This window comes from Bradyrhizobium sp. (assembly GCF_004799445.1).
In the GTDB taxonomy this organism is placed as follows: domain Bacteria; phylum Pseudomonadota; class Alphaproteobacteria; order Rhizobiales; family Xanthobacteraceae; genus Bradyrhizobium.
In genome coordinates this window covers 1-22,310 of the sequence record NZ_SSNA01000081.1, presented here as the reverse complement: position 1 = coordinate 22,310, position 22,310 = coordinate 1, and the positions used below count along the sequence as shown (strand labels likewise).

At 62.1% G+C, this 22,310-nt stretch carries 23 protein-coding genes and 2 pseudogenes; 13 read left to right on the top strand and 12 right to left on the bottom strand.

All coding sequences use genetic code 11. The features are described 5' to 3' along the window. Positions 1-350: 350 nt before the first annotated feature. Both E8A46_RS10770 and glnA read left to right on the top strand, forming a co-directional pair. Complete coding sequence (locus E8A46_RS10770; protein ID WP_072824146.1) at positions 351-689, top strand: P-II family nitrogen regulator; 339 nt, start codon at positions 351-353, stop codon at positions 687-689. A gap of 115 nt (positions 690-804) precedes the next feature. Next, positions 805-2,214, top strand: a complete 1,410-nt coding sequence (gene glnA / locus E8A46_RS10765; protein ID WP_291560326.1) for a type I glutamate--ammonia ligase — start codon at positions 805-807, stop codon at positions 2,212-2,214. A gap of 104 nt (positions 2,215-2,318) precedes the next feature. Here the strand turns inward: glnA and E8A46_RS10760 are convergent, their stop codons facing one another. Next, positions 2,319-3,386, bottom strand: a complete 1,068-nt coding sequence (locus E8A46_RS10760) for an extracellular solute-binding protein (protein WP_291560325.1) — start codon at positions 3,384-3,386, stop codon at positions 2,319-2,321. A gap of 190 nt (positions 3,387-3,576) precedes the next feature. Here E8A46_RS10760 and E8A46_RS10755 point away from each other — a divergent pair. Both E8A46_RS10755 and E8A46_RS10750 read left to right on the top strand, forming a co-directional pair. Next, positions 3,577-4,323: pseudogene (locus E8A46_RS10755) on the top strand (fumarylacetoacetate hydrolase family protein); the annotation flags it as partial. A 45-nt stretch (positions 4,324-4,368) separates the two neighbouring features. After that, positions 4,369-5,406, top strand: coding sequence for a 2-dehydropantoate 2-reductase (locus E8A46_RS10750; RefSeq protein ID WP_291560448.1), 1,038 nt, complete (start codon positions 4,369-4,371; stop codon positions 5,404-5,406). Positions 5,407-5,437: 31 nt separating this feature from the next. Here the strand turns inward: E8A46_RS10750 and E8A46_RS10745 are convergent, their stop codons facing one another. Next, positions 5,438-6,208, bottom strand: coding sequence for a gamma-glutamyl-gamma-aminobutyrate hydrolase family protein (locus tag E8A46_RS10745; protein ID WP_291560323.1), 771 nt, complete (start codon positions 6,206-6,208; stop codon positions 5,438-5,440). Between the two features lie 198 nt (positions 6,209-6,406). Here E8A46_RS10745 and E8A46_RS10740 point away from each other — a divergent pair, with 198 nt between their 5' ends. After that, a complete protein-coding gene (locus tag E8A46_RS10740; protein ID WP_291560447.1) occupies positions 6,407-7,546 on the top strand; it encodes an AI-2E family transporter in 1,140 nt (379 codons plus the stop codon). A gap of 24 nt (positions 7,547-7,570) precedes the next feature. Here the strand turns inward: E8A46_RS10740 and E8A46_RS10735 are convergent, their stop codons facing one another. From E8A46_RS10735 to E8A46_RS10710, 6 genes are all read right to left on the bottom strand, one after another. Beyond that, positions 7,571-7,870 carry an antibiotic biosynthesis monooxygenase family protein gene (locus E8A46_RS10735; RefSeq protein ID WP_291560321.1) on the bottom strand — a complete coding sequence of 100 codons (300 nt, stop codon included), beginning with the start codon at positions 7,868-7,870 and terminating at the stop codon, positions 7,571-7,573. Positions 7,871-7,972: 102 nt separating this feature from the next. Continuing rightward, positions 7,973-8,209: a hypothetical protein gene (locus tag E8A46_RS10730; protein ID WP_291560319.1), complete on the bottom strand. Its 237-nt coding sequence runs from the start codon at positions 8,207-8,209 to the stop codon at positions 7,973-7,975. A 59-nt stretch (positions 8,210-8,268) separates the two neighbouring features. Then, complete coding sequence (locus E8A46_RS10725) at positions 8,269-9,495, bottom strand: GGDEF domain-containing protein (RefSeq protein WP_291560316.1); 1,227 nt, start codon at positions 9,493-9,495, stop codon at positions 8,269-8,271. Between the two features lie 235 nt (positions 9,496-9,730). Next, positions 9,731-10,207 carry a 30S ribosomal protein S9 gene (gene rpsI / locus E8A46_RS10720; RefSeq protein WP_291560314.1) on the bottom strand — a complete coding sequence of 159 codons (477 nt, stop codon included), beginning with the start codon at positions 10,205-10,207 and terminating at the stop codon, positions 9,731-9,733. Between the two features lies 1 nt (position 10,208). Further along, positions 10,209-10,673, bottom strand: coding sequence for a 50S ribosomal protein L13 (rplM, locus tag E8A46_RS10715; protein ID WP_291560312.1), 465 nt, complete (start codon positions 10,671-10,673; stop codon positions 10,209-10,211). 155 nt (positions 10,674-10,828) lie between these two features. Further along, on the bottom strand, positions 10,829-11,257 hold the full coding sequence (locus E8A46_RS10710) for a PaaI family thioesterase (protein ID WP_291560310.1): 429 nt from the start codon (positions 11,255-11,257) through the stop codon (positions 10,829-10,831). A 109-nt stretch (positions 11,258-11,366) separates the two neighbouring features. Between E8A46_RS10710 and E8A46_RS10705 the strand changes: the two genes are divergently transcribed. From E8A46_RS10705 to E8A46_RS10690, 4 genes are all read left to right on the top strand, one after another. Next, positions 11,367-12,191 (top strand): enoyl-CoA hydratase, encoded by an 825-nt coding sequence (locus tag E8A46_RS10705; protein WP_291560307.1) that lies wholly within the window; start codon positions 11,367-11,369, stop codon positions 12,189-12,191. Positions 12,192-12,333: 142 nt separating this feature from the next. Then, a complete protein-coding gene (locus tag E8A46_RS10700) occupies positions 12,334-12,918 on the top strand; it encodes a CoA-binding protein (RefSeq protein ID WP_291560304.1) in 585 nt (194 codons plus the stop codon). Positions 12,919-13,072: 154 nt separating this feature from the next. Next, positions 13,073-14,353 (top strand): O-acetylhomoserine aminocarboxypropyltransferase, encoded by a 1,281-nt coding sequence (locus E8A46_RS10695; RefSeq protein WP_291560302.1) that lies wholly within the window; start codon positions 13,073-13,075, stop codon positions 14,351-14,353. Between the two features lie 92 nt (positions 14,354-14,445). Next, the gene (locus E8A46_RS10690; RefSeq protein ID WP_291560300.1) at positions 14,446-14,790 is read left to right on the top strand and encodes a hypothetical protein; all 345 of its coding nucleotides are present in this window, start codon (positions 14,446-14,448) and stop codon (positions 14,788-14,790) included. A gap of 12 nt (positions 14,791-14,802) precedes the next feature. Here the strand turns inward: E8A46_RS10690 and E8A46_RS10685 are convergent, their stop codons facing one another. Then, positions 14,803-15,615 (bottom strand): FTR1 family protein, encoded by an 813-nt coding sequence (locus E8A46_RS10685; RefSeq protein ID WP_291560298.1) that lies wholly within the window; start codon positions 15,613-15,615, stop codon positions 14,803-14,805. A 150-nt stretch (positions 15,616-15,765) separates the two neighbouring features. After that, positions 15,766-16,857, bottom strand: coding sequence for a COX15/CtaA family protein (locus tag E8A46_RS10680; RefSeq protein WP_291560296.1), 1,092 nt, complete (start codon positions 16,855-16,857; stop codon positions 15,766-15,768). 93 nt (positions 16,858-16,950) lie between these two features. Between E8A46_RS10680 and E8A46_RS10675 the strand changes: the two genes are divergently transcribed. Continuing rightward, positions 16,951-17,157 (top strand): DUF2842 domain-containing protein, encoded by a 207-nt coding sequence (locus E8A46_RS10675; protein ID WP_291560293.1) that lies wholly within the window; start codon positions 16,951-16,953, stop codon positions 17,155-17,157. On the opposite strand, the gene E8A46_RS10670 is transcribed toward E8A46_RS10675, so the two are convergent. Further along, complete coding sequence (locus E8A46_RS10670; protein ID WP_291560445.1) at positions 17,154-18,170, bottom strand: polysaccharide deacetylase family protein; 1,017 nt, start codon at positions 18,168-18,170, stop codon at positions 17,154-17,156. The two genes, E8A46_RS10675 and E8A46_RS10670, sit on opposite strands and share 4 nt — an antisense overlap. Here E8A46_RS10670 and E8A46_RS10665 point away from each other — a divergent pair. Further along, on the top strand, positions 18,057-18,422 hold the full coding sequence (locus E8A46_RS10665; protein ID WP_291560453.1) for a hypothetical protein: 366 nt from the start codon (positions 18,057-18,059) through the stop codon (positions 18,420-18,422). The genes E8A46_RS10670 and E8A46_RS10665 overlap by 114 nt on opposite strands. A 22-nt stretch (positions 18,423-18,444) precedes the next feature. Next, a complete protein-coding gene (locus E8A46_RS10660) occupies positions 18,445-19,635 on the top strand; it encodes a GNAT family N-acetyltransferase (RefSeq protein ID WP_291560291.1) in 1,191 nt (396 codons plus the stop codon). Between the two features lie 51 nt (positions 19,636-19,686). Here the strand turns inward: E8A46_RS10660 and E8A46_RS10655 are convergent, their stop codons facing one another. Beyond that, a complete protein-coding gene (locus E8A46_RS10655; protein ID WP_291560289.1) occupies positions 19,687-21,888 on the bottom strand; it encodes an exopolysaccharide transport family protein in 2,202 nt (733 codons plus the stop codon). Between the two features lie 239 nt (positions 21,889-22,127). Here E8A46_RS10655 and E8A46_RS10650 point away from each other — a divergent pair. Further along, positions 22,128-22,310, top strand: a pseudogene (locus E8A46_RS10650) (polysaccharide export protein); the annotation flags it as partial.

The following is a 22,310-nucleotide window of genomic DNA, read 5'->3' as shown; positions in this document are numbered from 1 at the left end:
TCGGAATCGCCTTTTTCTGAGGCATTTCCTGTTCCGTACGCATTTCGATCGAGACATTTGCATGCCGATTGATCTATTTGCCTATTTTGCGAGCTGCGGTATTGTGCCCGCTTCGGTCTACCCCCCTATGGATGCGTGTTAAAAGCCTGATAACATTTCGAAATCAGGCATCTTAACAACTTGGCATAGACCCTGCTTTTGGGGAAGTCGGCTCAGGATCGTTGTGCTGAACCGGTAAATGATGGATGCGCGCCCGGGCGCTGGGCCAAACAATCGAGCGCCTGCGCGACCTCGCGCAACATGGAAACAAACCTGAAGTCTGAAATATGAAAGTGCCCGGGAGGCGATCTGTGAAGAAAATCGAAGCCATCATCAAGCCATTCAAGCTCGACGAGGTCAAAGAAGCACTTCAGGAAGTTGGACTGCAAGGCATCACCGTCACCGAAGCCAAGGGGTTTGGGCGGCAAAAGGGCCATGCCGAGCTCTACCGCGGCGCAGAGTACATTGTCGACTTTCTGCCCAAGGTGAAGATCGAAATAGTGATTTCCGACGAACTGGTCGAGCGGGCCATCGACGCCATCCGGCGTGCGGCCCAGACCGGGCGTATCGGCGACGGGAAGATCTTCGTGTCCAACATCGAAGAGGCCATTCGCATCAGAACCGGGGAATCCGGGCTCGATGCCATCTGAGCGGAACCTGCCAATACTCTGATATTGTGTTGAGCATCCCCCAATTGTATTGACCATTGGCCGGCCGCGACCCGTGGCCAGATCAATAGAACCACAATCATCCAAAGGGGGATACATGAAGACCGCCAAAGACGTCCTCAAATCGATCAAGGACAACGACGTCAAATATGTCGACCTGCGGTTTACCGATCCGCGCGGCAAATGGCAGCATGTGACCTTTGACATCACCATGATCGACGAAGACATCTTCGCCGAGGGAACGATGTTCGACGGCTCGTCGATCGCCGGCTGGAAGGCGATCAACGAATCCGACATGTGCCTGATGCCCGATCCGGTCACGGCGACGATCGATCCGTTCTTCGCAGAAACCACCATGGTGATCACCTGCGACGTGCTGGAGCCGACCACGGGCGAGCCCTATAACCGCGACCCCCGCGGCATGGCCAAAAAGGCGGAGGCCATGGTCAAGTCGATGGGCGTCGGCGACACCGTGTTTTTCGGACCGGAAGCGGAGTTCTTCGTATTCGACGACGTCCGCTTCCAGACCACCCCCTACAACACCGGTTTCAAGCTGGATTCCTCGGAGCTGCCGATCAATTCCGATACCGAGTATGAGGGCGGCAACCTCGGCCATCGCATTCGCACCAAGGCCGGCTATTTTCCGGTTCCGCCGCAGGACTCGGTGCAGGACATGCGCTCCGAAATGCTCGGCGCCATGGCCAAGATGGGCGTCAAGGTCGAAAAGCATCACCACGAAGTGGCGTCGGCCCAGCACGAGCTCGGCATGAAATTCGACACGTTGACGCTGATGGCCGACCAGATGCAGATCTATAAATACTGCATCCAGCAGGTCGCCCACATCTACGGCAAGACCGCCACCTTCATGCCGAAGCCGGTCTATGGCGACAACGGCTCGGGCATGCACTGCCACCAATCGATCTGGAAGGACGGCAAGCCGGTATTCGCTGGCAACAAATACGCCGACCTCTCGGAGACCTGCCTCTCCTACATCGCCGGCATCATCAAGCATGCCAAGTCGATCAATGCCTTCACCAACCCCTCGACCAACTCCTACAAGCGCCTGGTGCCGGGCTACGAAGCCCCCGTGCTGCTCGCCTACTCCGCACGCAACCGCTCGGCCTCCTGCCGCATTCCCTATACCTCCAATCCGAAGGCCAAGCGCGTCGAGGTGCGTTTCCCCGATCCGATGGCCAATCCGTATCTCGGTTTTGCCGCGATGCTGATGGCGGGCCTCGACGGCATCAAGAACAAGCTCGATCCGGGACCGGCAATGGACAAGGATCTCTACGATTTGCCGAAGGAGGAACTGAAGGCGATCCCGACGGTATGTGGCTCGCTGCGCGAGGCGCTGGAGAACCTCGACAAGGACCGCGCCTTCCTCAAGGCCGGCGGGGTGTTCGACGACGACTTCATCGACAGCTATATCGAGCTGAAGATGACCGAGGTCGCGCGCTACGAAATGACGCCGCATCCGGTCGAATTCGAAATGTACTACTCGCTCTGACCGGGCAGCGGGGTTTCTCCGCCCAGGTCGCTACATCAACGCCAGAGGCGCTCCGAAAGGGGCGCCTCTCGTCTTATGGCGATACCGCAGGCACGCCCCGGCGGTCACACCTTGAAAAGCTTGGCGTAGCGCGCCTTGATCTCCTCGCTTTGCGCCTGCACCGCGACCGGATCGGACTTCAACATCTTCAGCTCCGACATCGGCTTTTGTCCGGCTCTCGGCTTGACCTCGGCGTGGAAGGAGCGATGAGCAAACTCATCGACCAGCATCTGCTGGGCTTCCGCACTGAAGAAGAAATTCTGGAACAGGCGTGCCGCGTTCGGGTTGGGTGCATTCTGAAAAACCCCGCTCGGAACGATGATCAGCGGTGAACCTTCGATCGGGTAGACGACTTCGACCGGCTTTCCCTGATCCTTGAACAGCACGAGATTGTAGTCGTTGCCATCGGCCATGACCGCGCGTTCGCCGAGCATGATCTTTTTCGGCGGATCACCCGCCGATTGCACCTGCATCACCTTCTGCTGAGCCAGCTTCTCCAGATACGACCAGCCGAACTCGCGTGAAAGCACGAACGTCGTGGTCAGGATCGCGCCACTGTAGCCGGGATGACCCTTGACGATCTTGCCTTGCCATTTCGGATCGAGCAGGTCGGCGTAGCCTTTCGGCGCATCCTCCGCCTTGACCAGATTGGTGTTGTAACCGATCGTCTCGAGCCAGGCGCATGAGGTGGCGTACATTCCATCCGGGTCGCACTGATCGGCAGGAAAATGCTTGGCGACATCCTCTGGCAGGTATGGCGACAGCCAGCCGTTCTTCTTCCATTCGAGATAGTGCGCGACATCGGTGCTGTTGGCGATATCGACGGCGTGGATGCCGCTGCCCTGCTCCTGCGCGATGCGCTGAAAAATCCGTTCGGCTCCTGAACGCTCGACCCGCACGGCAATGCCGGGATATTTGGCCTCGAACATTTTGCCCAGGCGCTCAGCCACGTTCAGCTCGATGGCGGCGTAGTAGGAAACCTTGCCCTCCTTGCGCGCGGCCTCGATCAATGCCGGCGTGACGGCGCCGGGCGGCGGCGCGGCGGCTCTCAGCGGTTCGGCGAAAAGCATGCCTGCAACCGAGCCCGCCGTCACTCCAAGCAGCTCACGCCTCGCCCATTTCCGCTGCCGCATGCGTCCCTCCGAGACAGTCGCCCGCTTGCCTTGCCACCGGCCGCGAGCTTGTTTGGCAGTGTATAGCCGACAACGTCCGCCTTTCCCAATGATGCAGTGCATGATTGCGAGGATCGAGATCGGTATTACAATAGGCTCAAAGGGCCGCGCGATCGAATGACGCTGCCTTTACGGCACCGGGAGGTTGCAGATGACAAAATGGATTCGCTTCGAGCAAGGCGGCAAGACCGGCATTGGTACCGTGGAGGGAGATACCATCGCGGTTCACAGCGGCGATATGTTCGCCGGTGCCAAGCCGACCGGCGAGACCCGCAAGCTCTCCGACGTCCAGGTTCTGACGCCCTGCGATCCATCGAAAATGATCTGCCTGTGGAACAATTTCCACCAGCTCGCGGCCAAGAACGATTTCAAGGAGCCGAAAGAGCCGCTCTGGTTCCTGAAGGCGCCGAATTCCTATTGGCCCGCCAACCGGCCGATCGAGCGCCCGGCGACCTATACCGGAAAGATCATCTACGAGGGCGAGCTTGGCGTCGTCATCGGCAAGAAATGCTTCAACATCTCGGAGGCCGAGGCCGGCGACTATATCTTCGGCTACACCTGCGTGAACGACGTCACCGCCGTTGACCTGCTGCGCAAGGACAAGTCGTTCGAACAATGGGCGCGTTCAAAAAGCTTCGACACCTTCGGTGTGTTTGGTCCGGTGATCGCGACCGGTGTCGACCCGATGAAACTGTCGATCAAGACCATCCTGAACGGCAAGGAACGGCAGAACTATCCGGTGGCCGACATGTTCTTCCCGCCGCACAAGCTGGTCGCTGCGATTTCCAAGGACGTCACGCTGATGCCGGGCGACATCATCGCCTGCGGCACCTCGCTTGGCGCCGGCACGATGGGCGACGCTCATAACGTAGTCGACATCGTGATCGACGGCGTCGGCAGTCTCGGCAATGTTTTCGACCAAGTGCTGCCCAGCCCCTATTTGTTGGGCGCGCCGCCCAAACAGAAGAAGATTTGCGTGGTCGGCGCGGGCGCCATCGGCGGCCTGCTGGCGGCCAAGTTCGCGCTCGCGGGCGAGGATGTCACTGTCATCGACCAGGGCGCGCATCTCGCCGCGATCCAGAAGAACGGCCTCAAGCTGGAGTGGCATGACGGCAAGGTCCAGACCGCCAAAATGAAAGCCGTCAACAAGGCGACCGAGGCCGGCAAGCAGGATATCGTCGTGCTGGCGGTGAAGGCGCATTTCCTCGATCAGGTCGTGCGCGACATCGATTCACTGCTCGGTCCCGACACCGTCGTGCTGACCGTGCAGAACGGGCTGCCGTGGTGGTATTTCCAGAAGCTCGGCGGCAAGTACGACAATCACCGGCTGCAAAGCCTCGATCCGTCGGGCGTCCTCACCAAACACATCGATCCGAACCGCATCATCGGCTGCGTGGTCTATCCCGCCGCGGCGGCGATCGCGCCGGGCGTCATTCACCACGTCGAGGGCGATCGCTTCCCGATCGGCGAACTCGACGGCAAGGAGACCCCCCGCGTCAGGGAATTGCATGACGTCTTCATCAAGGCCGGGCTGAAATCCATGGTGCTGCCGGACATCCGCTCGGAAATCTGGCTGAAGGCATGGGGCAATCTCTCGTTCAACCCGATTTCGGCACTCACCCACGCCACGCTGGTGGACATTTGCCAGTTCGCCGAGACCCGCGAACTGGCGGCGACCATGATGAAGGAAGCCCAGGACATCGCGCAGAAACTCGGCGTCACCTTCCGCGTCACCATCGACAAACGCATCGCCGGCGCCGAAGCCGTCGGCGCCCACAAAACCTCGATGTTGCAGGACGTCGAAGCCGGCCGCTCGCTCGAAACCGAGGCGCTGATCGGCTCGATCCTGGAAATGGCCAAGCTGACCAATACGGCTGCACCCGCAATCGAATCGGTCTACGCGCTGGTGAAGCTCCTCAACCGGGTCATGCTGCTGGAAGGCGGCGGCGTGAAGGTGGAGAAAATCGGCAAGGCGGCATAGCCGGATCGAGTCCCTTTGGGTCGGCGCCGGGCTATGCCCGGCGTTGATGCTCCAGAACGGCCTCGCCGAACGCCTGAAATAACGCGCGGTTGATGGGATTGCGCTGTGGATCGTACTCGGCGTGCCACTGCACGCCGAGCGCGAAGCCCGGGGCGTCGGCGATCCGGATCGCCTCGATGGTGCCGTCCTCCGCCACGCCTTCGACGACGACCCGTTCGCCCGGTTCGAGGACGCCCTGGCCGTGCAAGGAATTGACGCGGATCGTCTCGCAACCGAGCAGTTTGGCAAAGGCACCGTCGGGTGTCAGGCGGACCTCGTGGCGGTCGGCAAAGATCACGGTCGGATCGGGATGGATTTCGCCGCTTTCCAGCCGCGGCATCCGATGATTCATGCGCCCCGGCAATTCGCGGATTTCGGGATGCAGCGAGCCGCCAAAGGCGACGTTCATCTCCTGCAAGCCGCGGCAAATCCCGAACAGCGGGACGCCGCGCGCGACACAGACCTCCGACAACGAAAGCGCCAGCTCGTCGCGGCGCAGGTCGTAGGGTTCGTGCCGGGGGTCGGGCTCGGTGAGGAAATGCTTCGGGTGCACATTGGCGCGGGCTCCGGTCAGCAACACGCCATCGACGACGTCCAGCAAGGCACCGATATCCGTGATATCCGGTGACGCCGCGAACATCAGAGGCAATGCGCCGATTACTTCGGCCACCGCGCGGAGGTTTCGCTCACCGACCATCTGCGTCGCAAATCTGTTTTCGATGCGATAGGCGTTGCCGATCACACCGACTACCGGCCTCCTCATTATCTCGTTTCCAATCTCACCCCGCAATATTCCGGTCCGATCATGCATCGCGCTCGGCGGCGGATCAATATCTTACAGCCAGCTCTTCCACGACGCAGGTCTGCAATAACCTCAGCCGTCGTGGCTTCTTTGCTTGATCCCGGGCGCGTTTGGCGAAAGAGTGCGGTCCGAATTAACCAGCAAGGAGTGAGAGTGACTGTGGCAGGCTCGGCCGATAATCGCCTTCAGGCCCGCATCGATCTGGCATGGGCGATATCCGTCGGCGGCATCGGGATTGTGGCTTTCGCAAGCCTGTTGCTGTTCACCTGGTATTTCGCCGCGACACTTTTTCTGATCTTCGCCGGAGTGCTGCTCGGTGTGGCGCTCAACGCCATGACCAACAGGCTCGGCCGCATCGTCAGGCTGCCGCATTCGCTGCGGCTGACGATTGTGTGCCTGGTGCTTGCCGGACTGTTGTCCGGGATTGTCTTCCTCGGCGGCGCCACCATCGCGCAGCAGGCGGCGGTGCTGAGCGATACGATCAAATCGCAGCTGGTCGGCGTCAAGGCTTTCCTTGAGCGAAACGGGATCGATACCAGCTATTTCGAGTTCGGCAATCCGCCGGCGGCTTCGGCCATACCAGGAACGCCCGGCGCTGCGGCGACGCCAAGCGCTGCCGTGACACATAGTCTTCCCGGTGCGGGCGCGCTGGCCTCCAGCGGCGGCGCGATCGTCAGCCAGACCCTGAAGGTCCTCCTGGGTACGGTGAGTGCGGTGGGAAATTTCTTCATCGTGCTGTTTCTCGGGCTGACCTTTGCGGCGCAGCCGAGCGTTTACCGGAAGGGACTGTTGTATCTGGCCCCGGCACGGCACCGCGCCGGCATCACTGCGATCGTCGATCGGATCGGCGAGACGCTGGAGCGCTGGCTGATCGCGCAGATCATCACCATGGCCGCGGTGTTCGCCGTGACCTGGATTGGTCTTTCGATCATCGGGATCCAGAGTTCCTTTATTCTGGGCATCCAGGCCGGGCTGCTGGCTTTCATTCCGACCGTCGGCGCGCTGCTCGCCGGGGTGATCGTGGTGCTTGCGAGTCTCGCCTCCGGGTGGGTCGCCGCGGCCAGCGCGTTTGCGCTCTTCCTCGGCGTTCACGCGATGGAAAGCTACATTCTCACGCCGATCATCCAGCGTCAGGCGCTGGACATCCCGCCTGCCACGCTGTTCGGCTTCCAGATCCTGCTCGGCGTCGTGTTCGGCATCTGGGGGCTGGCGCTGGCGCTGCCGCTGATGGCGATCGTGAAAGTCCTGATCGATCACTTCAAGGCCGACAACACCGAAGCCGGCGCGGCGCCGGCCTGACCTCGCGCGCCGCCCGGCCCGCGTTCAGTCCGAGGCCAGTACCGTCTCGGTGTGCTCGACCTCGGGAGGCGCTGCAAAATACTGTCCGACCAGCCCACGCCAGGCCGTGAAGTCTTCGGAACCCCTGAAATCGACGGTGTGGTTTTCCAGCGTGTCCCACTTGGCCATCAGCCGGTAACGCGACGGCTTCTCGATCGATTTGTGCAGTTCGATCCCTCGGCCGCCCTTGGCGCGCAGGAACAGCGGGCGCGCCTTGGCGACCGCGGCCTCAAAATCCTTTTCGGTGCCGGGCTTGACGTCGATCTGGGCGATTTCGGTGATCATGGGGTTTGCGCCTCTGGTTGAGAACGCACGTCTCTAACCCAGACGGCGAAAAAGAAAAAGGCGCCTTGCGGCGCCCGCATCGCTATTCGTACCCGGCCAACTTCAGTTCAAAAGCAGCACCGTGCCGGCGACCATCATCGCACAGCCGACGAACAGGATGGCAGGCCAACGGTTGCGCGGTTGACCGTATCGGCCCTGCGCGCGCCGTTGCGTGATCAGCGCGGTCTCATATTCGTCCGACGTCGAGAACATGCAGGCAAAACCTCCCCGCGCCGACATCGCCGCGGCTTCGAGCGACATCAGGTCAGCTTGGGGATTGCGCCTACGGATCGAATCCATAGCGGAGAGGATATGGAGGGAATGGTAAACGGCGGGTTACCGATGCCGCCGCTCCGGCCCTAGGCGAGGCGTGCAACCCCAGGCTGGGGCTGCGATGGACGCGCGGTACCTGCGCTCTTGCGCCGCCAGTTTTCCAGTGACAGCGGCAGTTCTTCGGCGGCCTCGACCCGATTGCGGCCGCTGCGCTTGGCCTGGTAGAGCGCGGTGTCGGCCGCCGCCAGCAGTACCTCGAGTTCGGTGCCGGCCGGCCCGCCGGCCACGCCGATGCTGACGGTGGTGTCGACCGGCCCGGTCTCGTCGACGATTCCAGAAGCCTCGAACGCCTCGCGCACCCGCTCGGCGACGATCACCCCCTCCTCCAGCGGACACGGCAGCAGGGCCGCGAACTCCTCGCCGCCGATGCGTCCCGAGAGATCGCTGATGCGCACATTGTTGACCACGACGGCGGAGAACAGTTTGAGAATCTCGTCGCCCGCGGGGTGACCGAAGCGGTCGTTGATCGATTTGAAGTGGTCGATGTCGAAGATCATCACCGTTACCGGACGGCCGGCACTGGCTTCGCGCTCGATGACACGCCCGCAGGCCTCGGCAAAGCCGCGGCGATTTAACATGCCGGTCAAAGGATCGACCGAGGCCGCGGTCTTGTGCACGGTCACCGCGCGTTCCGACACCAGCATGAAGATGACGAATACGGTGCCGACCGCGTAGAGAACCAGCTCGATCGCAAACACCTTCACCCAGATGCTGCCGTCGAACGCATTTTCATGCGGGTGCAGGAGGTCGCCGAGCAGGATCGGCAGCATCAGCACGAAACCGTGCAGCACCGGGACGGCGCTCGCCGGCCAGCGCCTCTGCAACGTCCTGCGGCGTTCGGTCCACAATTCGGTGGCCGTCAGCGCCGCATAGACGGCAACGATGCCGGCACCGATCGTCAGGCGCATGGCGGAGGCGTCGGGCGCCAGCGTCATGACGGCGGCTATCCAGGCCAGCGCACCAAGAACCAGCCCTGGCAGATTGGGCTTGCGGCCATGGAACACGCGCGATGCGTTCCAGACCATGCCGCAGGCGACGAAGCCCACGGCGTTGAGCGCCAGCGAAAGCATTTGGCCGAGCATCGGGCCTGCCAGCGTCCAGAGCGCCACCGACGCGGCACCCAGCAGATAGGCGGTTCCCCACCATTTCAGCGCCGGGATATTCTCCTGACTACCGAAGAACAGCAGCATGGATCCCAGCAAGCCTGCGACCATGGTGGCAACGAGATAAAGTGTGGAGGTATCGAGCGACATGGGGTCACCGCGTGATTGTGATGCCGAATTCATGACGCGGCGAAAATCGAAACGGGCGCCGTCGCCACCTGAAACGCTATGACCGCCGCGTTGGCAATCCGTTTGCGCTCGGCTGCAAGTTTTCACGAAAAACTGCGTCAACTCATCGGCAAATACGCAACGAAAAGGCGCCCGCAAGCGGGCGCCTTCGCGTTTCCGGGATATGCCGCGTTCGCGGCAAATTTGAACGAAGCAGTTAGCGCTTCGAGAACTGGAACGACTTGCGCGCCTTGGCGCGGCCGTACTTCTTGCGTTCGACCACACGCGAGTCGCGCGTGAGAAAGCCGCCCTTCTTCAGAACGCCGCGCAGGTCCGGCTCGAAATAAGTCAGCGCCTTCGAAATGCCGTGACGCACGGCACCCGCCTGGCCCGACAGACCGCCACCGGCCACGGTGCAGATCACGTCGTACTGGCCGGCGCGCGCCGCGGCGATCAGCGGCTGCTGAATCATCATCCGCAACACCGGACGGGCGAAATAGACTTCGACTTCACGGGTATTGACGGTGACCTTGCCGGCGCCCGGCTTGATCCAGACGCGGGCAACCGCATCCTTGCGCTTGCCGGTGGCATAGGCACGGCCGTGCTTGTCGACCTTCTTGACGTATTTCGGCGCTTCCGGCGTGGCCGGCTTGAGCTGCGACAACTGATCGAGCGACTGCATGGTGTCGGACATCTTATGCGGCCCTCATGTTCTTGCGATTCATCGAAGCAATGTCCACGGTTTCGGGTTGCTGGGCTTCGTGCGGATGCTCCGGTCCGGGGTAAACGCGCAAGTTACCGAGCTGGACGCGGCCCAGCGGTCCGCGCGGAATCATGCGCTCGATGGCCTTCTCGACCACGCGCTCGGGAAAGCGGCCCTCGAGGATCGACTTGGCCGTGCGTTCCTTGATGCCACCGATGAAACCGGTGTGATGGTAATACACCTTGTTCTCGCGCTTGCGCCCGGTCAGCACGGCGTGGGCCGCGTTGATGATGATGACGTGATCGCCGCAATCGACATGCGGCGTGTAGGTCGGGAGGTGTTTGCCGCGAAGGCGCATCGCGACCAGGGAAGCGAGCCGGCCGACTACCAGACCTTTGGCGTCGATCAACACCCACTTCTTCGTCACCTCGGCTGGCTTGGCCGAAAACGTTTTCATGAGAGGAAATCCGTGAGAGAGGGACCGGCGCGCGTCGGCGCCGAACTGCGAGGATTTCTAGATAGGTCCCGCGCGCGCGTCAATGCCGCAGCGATGCAAATATTCACGTAAAAACAATGAGTTATAAATATGGTGTTATATTACCATATAAAACATCAAGTATTTGGAATGGAATAGGTCGAGGTTACATGGGCGATCGGATCGGGCGACGTTCCCGTCAGCAGATTGACTTCGCCAACCGCAAGCCGCTTGCCCAGCTTCAAAAGTCTCGCCGCCGCAAGCACATCCTGCCCGGGCGCGCCCTTGCGCAGGAAGTTGATGTTGAGATTGGTCGTGACCGCGAGGCCGATCGGACCGATCGCCGACAACAGCACCACATACATGGCGAAATCGGCCAGCGCCATCAGCGTCGGTCCCGAGATCGTTCCGCCCGGACGCAGCATCTGTTCGCCGTAACGCTGCCGCAGCAGGCAGCTCGTCCCATCCGCGCTTTCGATCGAAATATCGCCGCCGCTGAAGGCCTGCGGGAATTCGGCATGGAGAAACCGCTCCAACTCCGCCACGCTCATTTTTGCAATTGCCATGTTGTTCGCCTGCCCTCGTCTCGCCTCGCGCCGCTTGTTACATTAGGCTGTTGTTCCCGCCCAAGGGTATATGGAGCGAATCTAAAGTGGATATCAGGTGGATGTTTCGATGACGAGCCAAACCGCACGCGCCGCCACGCCGCGTCAGCCGATCCTGCTGCGCGAGATGCTTGGTAGCGTCGCGGTGCTCACGCTCAACCGGCCAGAAGCTCGAAACAGCCTGTCCGAGGGACTGATCGCCGAACTCGATGCGGCGCTCAGGGAAATTCATGACGATGCGGGCGTGCGCGCGCTGGTGATCGCGGCCAACGGTACGGCCTTCTCGGCCGGCCATGATATGAAGGAGCTGACCGCCCGGCGCGCCGACGCCGATCGCGGCCGCGGCTATTTTGCCGAGATCATGACCGCCTGCAGCGCGATGATGCAGGCGATCGTACACTTGCCGAAGCCGGTGGTCGCCGCCGTCCAGGGTGTCGCCACCGCCGCAGGCTGCCAGCTCGTGGCAAGCTGCGATCTTGCGGTTGCGTCGGAAGCCGCATCGTTCGCCACGCCCGGCGTCGATATCGGATTGTTTTGCTCGACACCGATGGTGGCGCTTTCGCGCAACGTTCCGCGCAAGCAGGCGATGGAGATGCTTCTGACCGGCGAGCCGATTTCGGCGGCCACCGCGCGCAATATCGGCCTCATCAACCGCGTCGTGGCTGCCGGCACCGAGCGGGATGCGGCGATCGCGCTGGCGCAAAAGGTCGCGCTCAAATCCGCCTATACCATCAAACTCGGCAAGGCCGCGTTCTACCGTCAGGCCGAAATGAGCCTGGCCGGCGCCTACCGCTATGCGGCGGAGGTGATGACCGAAAACATGATGGCCCGCGACGCCGAGGAAGGCATCGGCGCTTTCATCGAGAAGCGCGAACCGAAATGGCAGGACAAGTAGTTGCCTTCATTGCGAGCGCAGCGAAGCAATCCATCGTGCCGCACAAAGAAAGAATGGATTGCTTCGTCGCGGAGCCTGTCATCGGGCCGGCCGAAGGCCGGACCCGTTGGCTCCTCGCAATGACGTATTGAATGGCCTGCAAATGAACCACGACGCCTATGACGACAATTACATCCGCGCGATCCTCAATGGCGTGAAATCCATTGCGATGGTCGGCGCGTCGCCGGTCAATGTGCGGCCGAGTTACTTCGCCTTCAAATATCTCGCCCAGCGCGGCTACGACATGATTCCGGTCAATCCCGGCCATGTCGGCAAGAGCCTGCTCGGAAAGCCCTTTGTCGCATCGCTGCTCGACATCGGCCGCCCCGTCGACATGATCGACATCTTCAGGAACTCGAGCCACATCGGGCCGGTGGTCGATGAAGCGCTGAAGATGACGCCGCCGCCGAAAGTGATCTGGATGCAGCTTGGCGCGCGCGACGATGCCGCGGCCGCAAAGGCGGAAGCCGCCGGCCTCACGGTGGTCATGAACCGTTGCCCGAAAATCGAATATGGCCGGCTGTCCTCGGAAATCTCGTGGATGGGCGTGAATTCACGAACGCTGAGTTCGAAACGCGCGCCGATGCCGACCCAGGGCATGCGGCTTTCCCTGAACCGCATGAGCGTCGGCGGCGGCGAAACCACGGCATCCGATCGCGCGGCGAAAAACAAGAACGACCCCGCCTGACGCAAACGCGAAACGTTTCTTTCACAAGCGCAGCAAGACGAAGTACGAGCGTTCCGAACAAGCGGCAGAGCGCAAAGCCGCCTTGACGGCGGACGCCGCGGACATCAGCATGGCGGCGACGCGATTGCGAAATAAGGCAGAACAGGAAGCAAGTATGACCGATCGTCCCCCCGGCTTTTCCACCCTCGCTGTGCACGCCGGCGCGCAACCCGATCCCACCACAGGTGCGCGGGTGACGCCGATCTACCAAACCACATCCTTCGTATTCAACGATGCCGACCATGCCGCATCGCTGTTCGGATTGCAGGCGTTCGGAAATATCTACACCCGGATCGGAAATCCGACCCAGGCGGTGCTGGAAGAGCGTGTCGCCGCCCTCGAAGGCGGCACCGCTGCACTGGCCACGGCTTCCGGACATGCGGCGCAGGTGGTGGTCTTTCAGATGCTGCTCAGGCCCGGCGACGAGTTCATCGCGGCGCGCAAGCTTTATGGCGGCTCGATCAATCAATTCACCCACGCGTTCCAGAGCTTCGGCTGGAATGTAGCGTGGGCCGACCCCGATGATATCAGCAGCTTCGAGCGCGCGGTCACCCCGCGCACCAAGGCGATCTTCATCGAGTCGATTGCGAACCCCGGCGGCAGCGTTACCGATATCGAGGCGGTCGCCGCCGTCGCCCGCAAGGCCGGTGTGCCCCTGATTGTCGACAATACCCTGGCGACACCGTACCTGATCCGTCCGATCGACCATGGCGCCGACATCGTCGTCCATTCGCTGACCAAGTTCCTGGGTGGCCACGGCAACTCGATCGGCGGCATCATCGTCGACGCCGGCACCTTCGACTGGTCGAAGGACAACAAATATCCAATGCTGAGCGAGCCGCGGCCGGAGTATCACGGCATCAAGATCCAGGAGACCTTCGGCAATTTCGCGTTTGCGATCGCCTGCCGCGTGCTCGGCCTGCGCGATCTCGGTCCCGCGATCTCGCCGTTCAACGCGTTTCTCATCCTTACCGGGATCGAGACGCTGCCGCTGCGAATGCAAAAGCATTGCGAGAACGCCAAGGCGATCGCCGAGTGGCTGTCGACGCATCCGGCGGTGGCCGCGGTCAACTACGCCGGGCTGTTGGGCGACAAATACAACAACCTCGCGCGCAAATATGCCCCGAAGGGCGCCGGTGCGGTGTTCACCTTCAGCCTCAAAGGGGGCTATGACGCCGGCGTCAACCTGGTGTCGAACCTGAAACTGTTCTCGCATCTCGCCAATGTCGGCGACACCCGCTCGCTGGTGATTCACCCCGCCTCGACCACCCACAGCCAGCTCGACGACGCCGCGAAGATCAAGTCGGGCGCTGCCCCCGATATGGTGCGGCTGTCGATCGGCATCGAAGACAAGGAAGATTTGATCGCGGATCTGGAGCAGGCGCTCAGCGCGTAAGTCGCGCGGTCCCGCACTATTGAGGGCGGCGTTAACCGTCGCGCCTGCATTAAGTGGTATGGAATCAACTTCTGTTGATTCGGAGCGGAACCATGCTGCGCTGGATGATGCCGTTGATGGCCGTGATGTTTGCGGTCGGGTCCGCCGCTGCCGCCGACCTGCCGGGATCGGGAGCCGCCGGTTACCGCAAAGCGCCGTCCGCTCATGGTCGCGCAGCCCGGGTCGAAGAATCGGACGTTCTCTTCACGCCGACGGAAGAAGGCTTTCCCGGCGTCTTATTGGCGCCCCGGACGCCGATGCTTCCGGGATCAGCGACGCTTCCCGGCTATTACGGATCGAACCATTCCTATGACGATCAGGGCCCTTATTACGGCGGCCCCTATACCAGCTACTGGAATCGCCTGCCCTACGCCTGCGGCGTCTACGGTTACTGCTAGAGATTCCCGGGATCACGGCTTGGCGTGCATCGCGGCCTTGTCCTCACGCGCGAGCCTTGCATTGCGCTGGATCACCGAATAGGTCGCCAGCGCAAACACGATCACCAGCAGCTGCGCGGACAGGGCTTCCACCGTCGGATTCAATCCAATGGCGCCAAGCCATGCGACGCTCTTCAGTTCGGTGAACGGCAAGAGCGCCTGTTCCTGAAATTCCTGCACCGCTTCGCCGATGAACTTGATCGCCATCGCGAACAGAAAGGCCGAGGTAATGATGAACAGCGGCCGCAGCGGGATCTTTTGCGCGATCAGGTTGATGAAATAGAACAACACCACGAGACCGACGGTCGCCGCGCCCAATCCCGCGAACAGGCCGGCGCTCCAGCCGCCCTCGGTGGTGGCGAGCGCGTTGATGAACAGCACGGTTTCGGCGCCTTCGCGAAACACCGCGAGGAAGGCGAGCGCGCCCACCGCCCAGACGGTATCCTGCGCCAGTGCATTGTCCGCCTTGTTCGCCAGGTATTGCTGCCAGCCACGCGGGTCCTGTTTCACCATCAACCAGCCGCTGACGTAAAGCATCAGGCCCGCGGCGACGAGGATAATGGCGCCCTCAAGCAGGTCGCTGTGTTCGCCCGAATTCAAGACTGCGAACAGCCAGGCGGCGACGATGCTCGCCGCGACCGCAGCCAGCGATCCGCCATAGAGCGCCTGGATGCGATGGCCGGCGCCGACCTTGGTCAGATATCCGGCCAGCGCGGCGATCACCAGCATGGCTTCAAGCCCCTCGCGGAGCAGGATGACGGCGGCCTGTATGAATGCAGACGACATGGGTGAACCTGTGTTTGGTTCGTTTTATCCCCCAAAAGCTTGAAGTAAAGCGGCAGCGCGTCACACAACTTTGTCAATCGGCGCGAAGCCGGAGAAAGTCCCGCAAAATTGGCCTTTATGCATGCGCGCTGAAAATTAGAATAGTTCAATTCAGCCGGTTTGAGTGACGGGCCGAGCCACTTTTTGCGCCGCCTGCTCGCCTTGCCGCCCCGCCAGTCGTTCGGCCTGAAAGACCGCAAGCGTCAGGACCGCAATCGCAACCGCCTGGTGGGCGAGCGCGAGATCCATCGGAACCTGATTAAGCAGCGTGACAATGCCCAGCGTCGCCTGCAGGATGACGACAGCCGCGAGCCACAAGGCGCCGTTGACCGTTGATCTTTCGGCCCGCGAGCGAGCCGCATCGAGCGCATGAAGAACCGCCGTCGCCACCAGCGCATAGCCGACCATGCGATGTTCGAATTGAACCGTCAGCGTGTTGTCGAACAGATTGCGCCACCACGGCGTCTCAAAAAAAAGCCGCGCCGCGGAGGGGATCAAGCCGCCGTCGATGTCCGGCCAGGTGTTGTAGATCTTGCCCGCGCGCAGGCCGGCGACCAGCGCGCCAAGATAGAGCTGCAGGAACGTCAGCAGCAGCAGCGCCACGGACGTGACCCTAAGCCGCGAAGCTGCCGCCGACCGCGCTCTGCCCGACAGCCGGCGCACGGTCCAGACGATGCCCGCAAAGATCAGAAGCGCCAGCACAAGATGGGTGGCAAGGCGATACTGCGATACCTCGACCCGCTGCGAAAGTCCCGACGCCACCATCCACCAGCCGACCGCGCCCTGCAGCGCGCCGAGGCCGAAGATCAGCCACAACCGCCGCCTCAGTCCCGCGCCCGGAACCCCGCGCCACAGGAACCAGAGAAACGGCAGCAGGTAGGCCATGCCGATCACGCGTCCGAGCAGCCGGTGGCTCCATTCCCACCAGAAGATCGTCTTGAACTCATCGAGACTCATGCCGGCGTTGAGCTGGCGATATTGCGGGATGGTCTTGTAGGCGTCGAAGGCTTGCGTCCATTGCTCCTGACTGAGCGGTGGCAGCGCGCCGGTGACCGGCTTCCACTCGACGATCGAAAGCCCCGACTCGGTCAGGCGCGTGGCGCCGCCAACCAGCACCATGACCGCGATCAGCGCGGCGATCGAGATCAGCCAGCCGCGAACCAGGCGATCGTATGGGGCTTGATATGCGGGAATGCCGGTCATCAACGCTGCGCTTGAATGAATTCGCGCGCACCTTATAGTCCGCCCCTTCCCGCGCGCAAGGCGCGCACTGGCAGCGAGTCGCATATTTCCCTCATGAGGATACGCACCCGCAAATTCTTCGGAACCATCGCGTTATTATTGCTGGTCGTGGTGTGGTCGCTCGCGGGAATGACGGTAGCGCAGCTGCCCTGGCTCGCGAACTCGGGGCTGTTGCAGGCCATCTTCTATGTCGTGGCCGGCATCGGATGGGTGCTGCCGGCGATGCCGATCGTCAGCTGGATGTCGCGGCCGGATGCCTAGATCGACCCGCTTCGGGTTGGCCTCACCTGGGGAAACGCGGCGCCAGACAAAATCACCCGCATGACGCGCAGCGAACGCTGCCGGCCATCCCAACTGATGCGCGGAAGCGCATGCAGATTGCTCCGCCCCTCCGCCTCGACGACGCCCGGTATGGCGGATGCGGCGCCGGCGAAACCGGCCTGTTCGGCCATCACGGCATGTTGTCTGCGCCAGGATCCGCGGTCGCCAAACGGATAGGCGAAATGCCTGACGTCGCGGTGGAACGCGGCCTGCGCGACCGCCCTCCCCATCGTCATTTCGCGCAGCGCGGCCGCATCCTGCAAGTTCGACAGAGCGGGATAGTTCACCGTGGCAGTTCCGAGCGTCACCAGCGGATCGGCCGCCAGCTTCGCCAGATCGATCCAGTCCATCGATGCCTCCCGCGACAATGCCGCTAGGTCGACCGAATAACGTGTACAGAGATCATTGATCGCGGACGAAAGATCCGACGGCGCAAGCGAGCGCATCCATCCCCAGAGAAAATTATAGAGCTGATATTTTTCGGCCGTGCCTGCGATATCGAAGTGCTTCTCCTCGCGGCCCATCACAAGGCTCAGGCGATTCTCGCGCGCGATCACTTGCTCGAGTGCAAGCCACCAGGCCTCGCCGATACCGTCGGGGAACGCCGTTGGCACATACACGGTGAAGGAAACACCATGTCGCGATAACACCGGATAGGCTGACGCCATCACGTCCTTATAGCCGCCGTCGAATGTCAGGCACGCAAACCGCCGCGGCGAAGCCAGCGTGACCGCCCTCTGGCAGACCTCATCCATTGAAATGATATCGTACTTCCAGCGCTTCAACGCCCGGATCGTTCGATCGAGAAATCTCGGCGTGATTTCGTGGGATTTGAGCGGTTGAAAACGCGCCGCACGCCGTGGCCGGACGCGCTCAAACCGCAGAACGACGCCGGCACCGCCGACCCCGCGTCGCTTCAGCCATGCGCGACCGCTGAAATAAGCGAGTTCCAGCCTCAGGCTCGTCAAGAATCCGATGTTGGATGGCAACATCTCGCCTTTCAGCGCGTATTCCGCAAAAGCGGACGCAGGTTTTTGCCAATGCTCGACTTACTTGTCGGGAGCATCTTCACACCGCCAACCGGTTTCCACTCAGCCGTCATAATGCTCGGGCGCAGCGATCTCCACCTCGCCGCGGCCGCATTGTCATTACTCTTTATTGACATTTCTTTGCAAAGGTCGGCCAAAGCTGAAAAATGTAAATAATTCCCTGAAGACAGGTTTTGCAATGACGATGGCTGCCGTGATCGAAAGCCGGACGGCAGATGCGCCAGCATGGTCGAAAACAAGCCGCATCGCCAGTGTCGATTTTCTCGATGACCTTGGCCAGGCCGAGACGATCTGGCGCGGCCTCGAAAGCCAGCAACATTTCTCCACGCCGTATCAGCGGTTCGATTTCCTTGGTCCCTGGCAACGGCGGGTTGGAGAACGCGAGGGCTTTCGTCCTTTCATCGTCGTTGCCCGTGACAGCGAAGCTCGGCCGCTGTTGTTGCTTCCGCTCGCGCTCAGCCAAGCGCACGGCATTCGCATCGCGCGCTTCATGGGCGGTAAGCATGCGACCTTCAACATGTCGCTGTGGGACCGGAATTTTGCCGCGGAAGCGACCCGCGCCGATCTCGACGCGCTGATTTCGGCCATACGCGGGCGGGGCGCGGCGGATGTACTGGCGTTTATCCAGCAGCCCCTGAGGTGGCAGGATCTGCCGAATCCGATGGCGCTGTTGCCGCGCCAGGCCTCGGTCAACGACTGTCCCCTGATGACGATGGTGGCGGGCGCGTCGCCCACCACGCGGGTCAGCCATTCCCTGCGCCGCCGCCTCAAGGGCAAGGAACGCAAGTTGAAGCTGCTGCCGGGCTATCGCTACCGCCTCGCCACCACCGACGCCGAGATCAAGCGGCTGCTCGATGCGTTCTTCCGGATCAAGCCGCTGCGGATGGCGGAACAGAAGCTGCCCAACGTATTCGCGGAAGCCGGCATCGAGGATTTTATCCGCGACGCCTGTGTGGTGCCGCTGGCCAGCGGCGGTCACGTGATCGACATTCACGCGCTCGAATGCGACAATGAGGTCATCGCGATCTTCGCCGGCGTCGCCGACGGCCATCGTTTTTCGATGATGTTCAACACCTATACGATATCGGGCAATGCACGCCACAGCCCGGGCCTGATCCTGATCCGCGACATCGTCGACCATTACGCCGAGCGCGGGTACCGCTCACTCGATCTCGGGGTCGGATCCGACGATTACAAGCGGCTGTTCTGCAAGGGCGATGAGCCGCTGTTCGATTGCTTCATCCCGCTCAGCCCGCGCGGCACGGTCGCGGCGGCCGCCATGTCGGGCATCAACCGCGCCAAGCACCTGGTGAAGAAGACCCCGGCGCTTTTTCACATGGCGCAGAGGCTGCGAAGCGCGTGGCGCTAACGAATATTCGGCAAAGGCATATGCCCGGACTTGAATCCGGGTTTGCAGGTTCTATGCCGCCACCACCCGCGGGCCAGGGTCAACGGCATCGGAAGGCAGCACGGGCTTGCTGAGCATTGTCACCTCGCTGAAGCCGACCGCCCTGAGCTGATCGCACATCAGCGTGCGGGCGTCCGCGGCCATCGAGGCGTCCGGCACAACCACGGCCTGTGCCTGCGCCGTCAGCAGCTCCGCAGGCAGGTCGGAGGCGGTACCGGCGTCCAGCACCACATGATCATAGACCCGCAGCAACGCATCGATCGCAAGACCGAGCCGCGGCGATTGCAGCAATCCGCGGTCCGATCCCGGACGCCCAGCGTTCACGAGGTTAACCCGCGAAAGCCGATCCTTGGTGATGACTTGCGAAAAGGAGGCTTCGCCCAGCATCAATTCCGCCAACCCCGGCGCATTCGGATCGACCGATACCGCCGAGATTGTCGGCGAAGCCGCCGCCAAATCGACGACCACGACCTTTGCGTGACGCGCGATCAGGCGCGCGATCGTCAAGGCCGTCAGCGTGATGCTCTCGTTCGAGGCGGAGCCGAGCACAGTAATCTTGCGCGCCGCCGCGCGCGCCTGGCGCAAATTGTCGGCAAGGCGCTCGAGCTCGGTGAGCCCGGTCACGATGTCCGGCGCGGTCGCGCTGGAGACCGGCGCGGGATCGTCGGCGACGGGTGCAGGTGCGGCTGCGGCAGCCGCCGGCATTCGAACTGCTGCCGGTGCCGACGTCAAGGCCGCCACCGCGCGGGGCGCGGTCATGCGCAACAATTCGCCGGTTACGATCGCGCCGGTGGAGAGCATCAGGGTTGCCAGCGTCGCGATCAGCACGATCGGCAGTTTCTTCGGATAGGCCGGACTGTTGGAAACGCTGGCGCGGGAAATGATCCGGCCGTCGGCCGGCGCGGCATCGATGTTCTCGCGGGTGTTGGCCTCGCGGTATTTCGCGAGGTAGGATTCCAGAAGGTCGCGCTGCGCCTTGGCTTCGCGCTCCAGCGCGCGAAGCTGGACATCCTGACCGTTGGTCGAGCTCGCCTGCTTCTTCAACTGTTCAAGGCTTGCGCTCAGGCCCTCGACCCTGCCGCTGGCGATACGCGAATCATTGTCCAGCGAACGCGAGATCTTGCTGGCTTCCTCGCGAAGCTGCCGGTCGAGATCGGCAAGCTGCGCCTTCAGTTCCTTGATACGCGGATGACCGTCAAGCAACGTCGACGACTGCTCGGCCAACTGCCCGCGAAGCGTGACGCGCTGTTCCGACAATCGGCGGATCAATTCGGAATTGAGCACTTCCGAAGCCTCGATCGGTTTGCCGCTCTGGAGCATTTCGCGAATCAGCCGCGCCTTCGATTCCGCGTCGGACTTCAGCGCCCGCGCATTGTTCAATTGCGTGTTGAGCTCGCCCATCTGCTGGTTGGAGAGCGTGGTATTGTTGGTGCCGACAAAAAGGCTGGATTTCGAACGAAAATCCTCGACGCGGGATTCCGCGTCGGCAACCTTCTTGCGCAGATTGTCGATTTCGCCGGACAGCCATTGGCTGGCTGATTTAGCCTGATCCTGCCGCGCGCCCTGCTGCAGCACCAGGTAGCCGTCGGCAATCGAATTGGCGACCCGCGCCGCCAGCTCTGGATCACGCGACTGGAATTCGATGACAATGACCCGCGATTTATCGACCGCGTAGGCGGTGAAGCGGTCGTAATAGGCGTCCAGCACCCGCTCTTCAGGGGTCAGCGAAAACGGATCGCGGCCAATCCCGAGCAATGCGAGCAGCGACTTCAGGGGTGAAAGCCCCTGCAGGACCGGATCGAATTCCGGCCGTTCCGCAAGCTTGTTCTTCTTGATGATTTCGCGCGCGAGATCGCGCGATAACAGCAGCTGGACCTGACTGGTCACCGCCTCGGGATCGAGCGCGTTACGCTCCTCGTTGCGCTCGCCATTGGGCCGCAGGAAGACATTTTCCCGCCCATCGATCAGGATGCGCGCTTCGGATTTGTATCGCGGCGTGACCAGATTGACGGCGGCGATCGAGAGCACGGCGGCGAGCACCGTCGGAACGATAATCCAGCCCCGCTTGCGCACCAGTGTCTGACCAATCGCCCGCAAATCGAGGTCACCGGATTCCGATGCGGTGGCCGCTTGGTAGGCGACTGGCGCAGGCTTGGAGGCGGCCCTCTGGACCACTTCCCTGCCCTTGTCTGCACGCCAGAACGCTAAACGCATCGCACACTCCCGCGGACGCCACGACTCTACTGAACACCGGGCGATTACACTCCATTAAGGTTGCCGCTGGGTTAATTCGGAAGATTCACTGCTGGCCGCGACCGAGCAACCGCCTCCGTCATGCTTTGTTAACCATGAATGTCCTTAATCGGAATCAACTATTGTCCGTGGGTTTTCCGATGCGAGGCGTACGCGCCCTACTAGTCTGTCTACTCGCCGGGCTCACCCTGTCGGGCTGCATGCGTGCGACCGGCCCGGTTGCGATGGGGCCGTCGCAAAGCGATCTCGACTACATGGCTTACGGCCAGCCTTACAGTTCAACGCCGGCAACCGCCGTGGCGGATTCCGGTGGTGCCATCAGCGCGCTTCGCGCCAGCTTCGCCGCGGCCCCGCGAAGCACCTACGCTCCGGCCTCGGCCGCC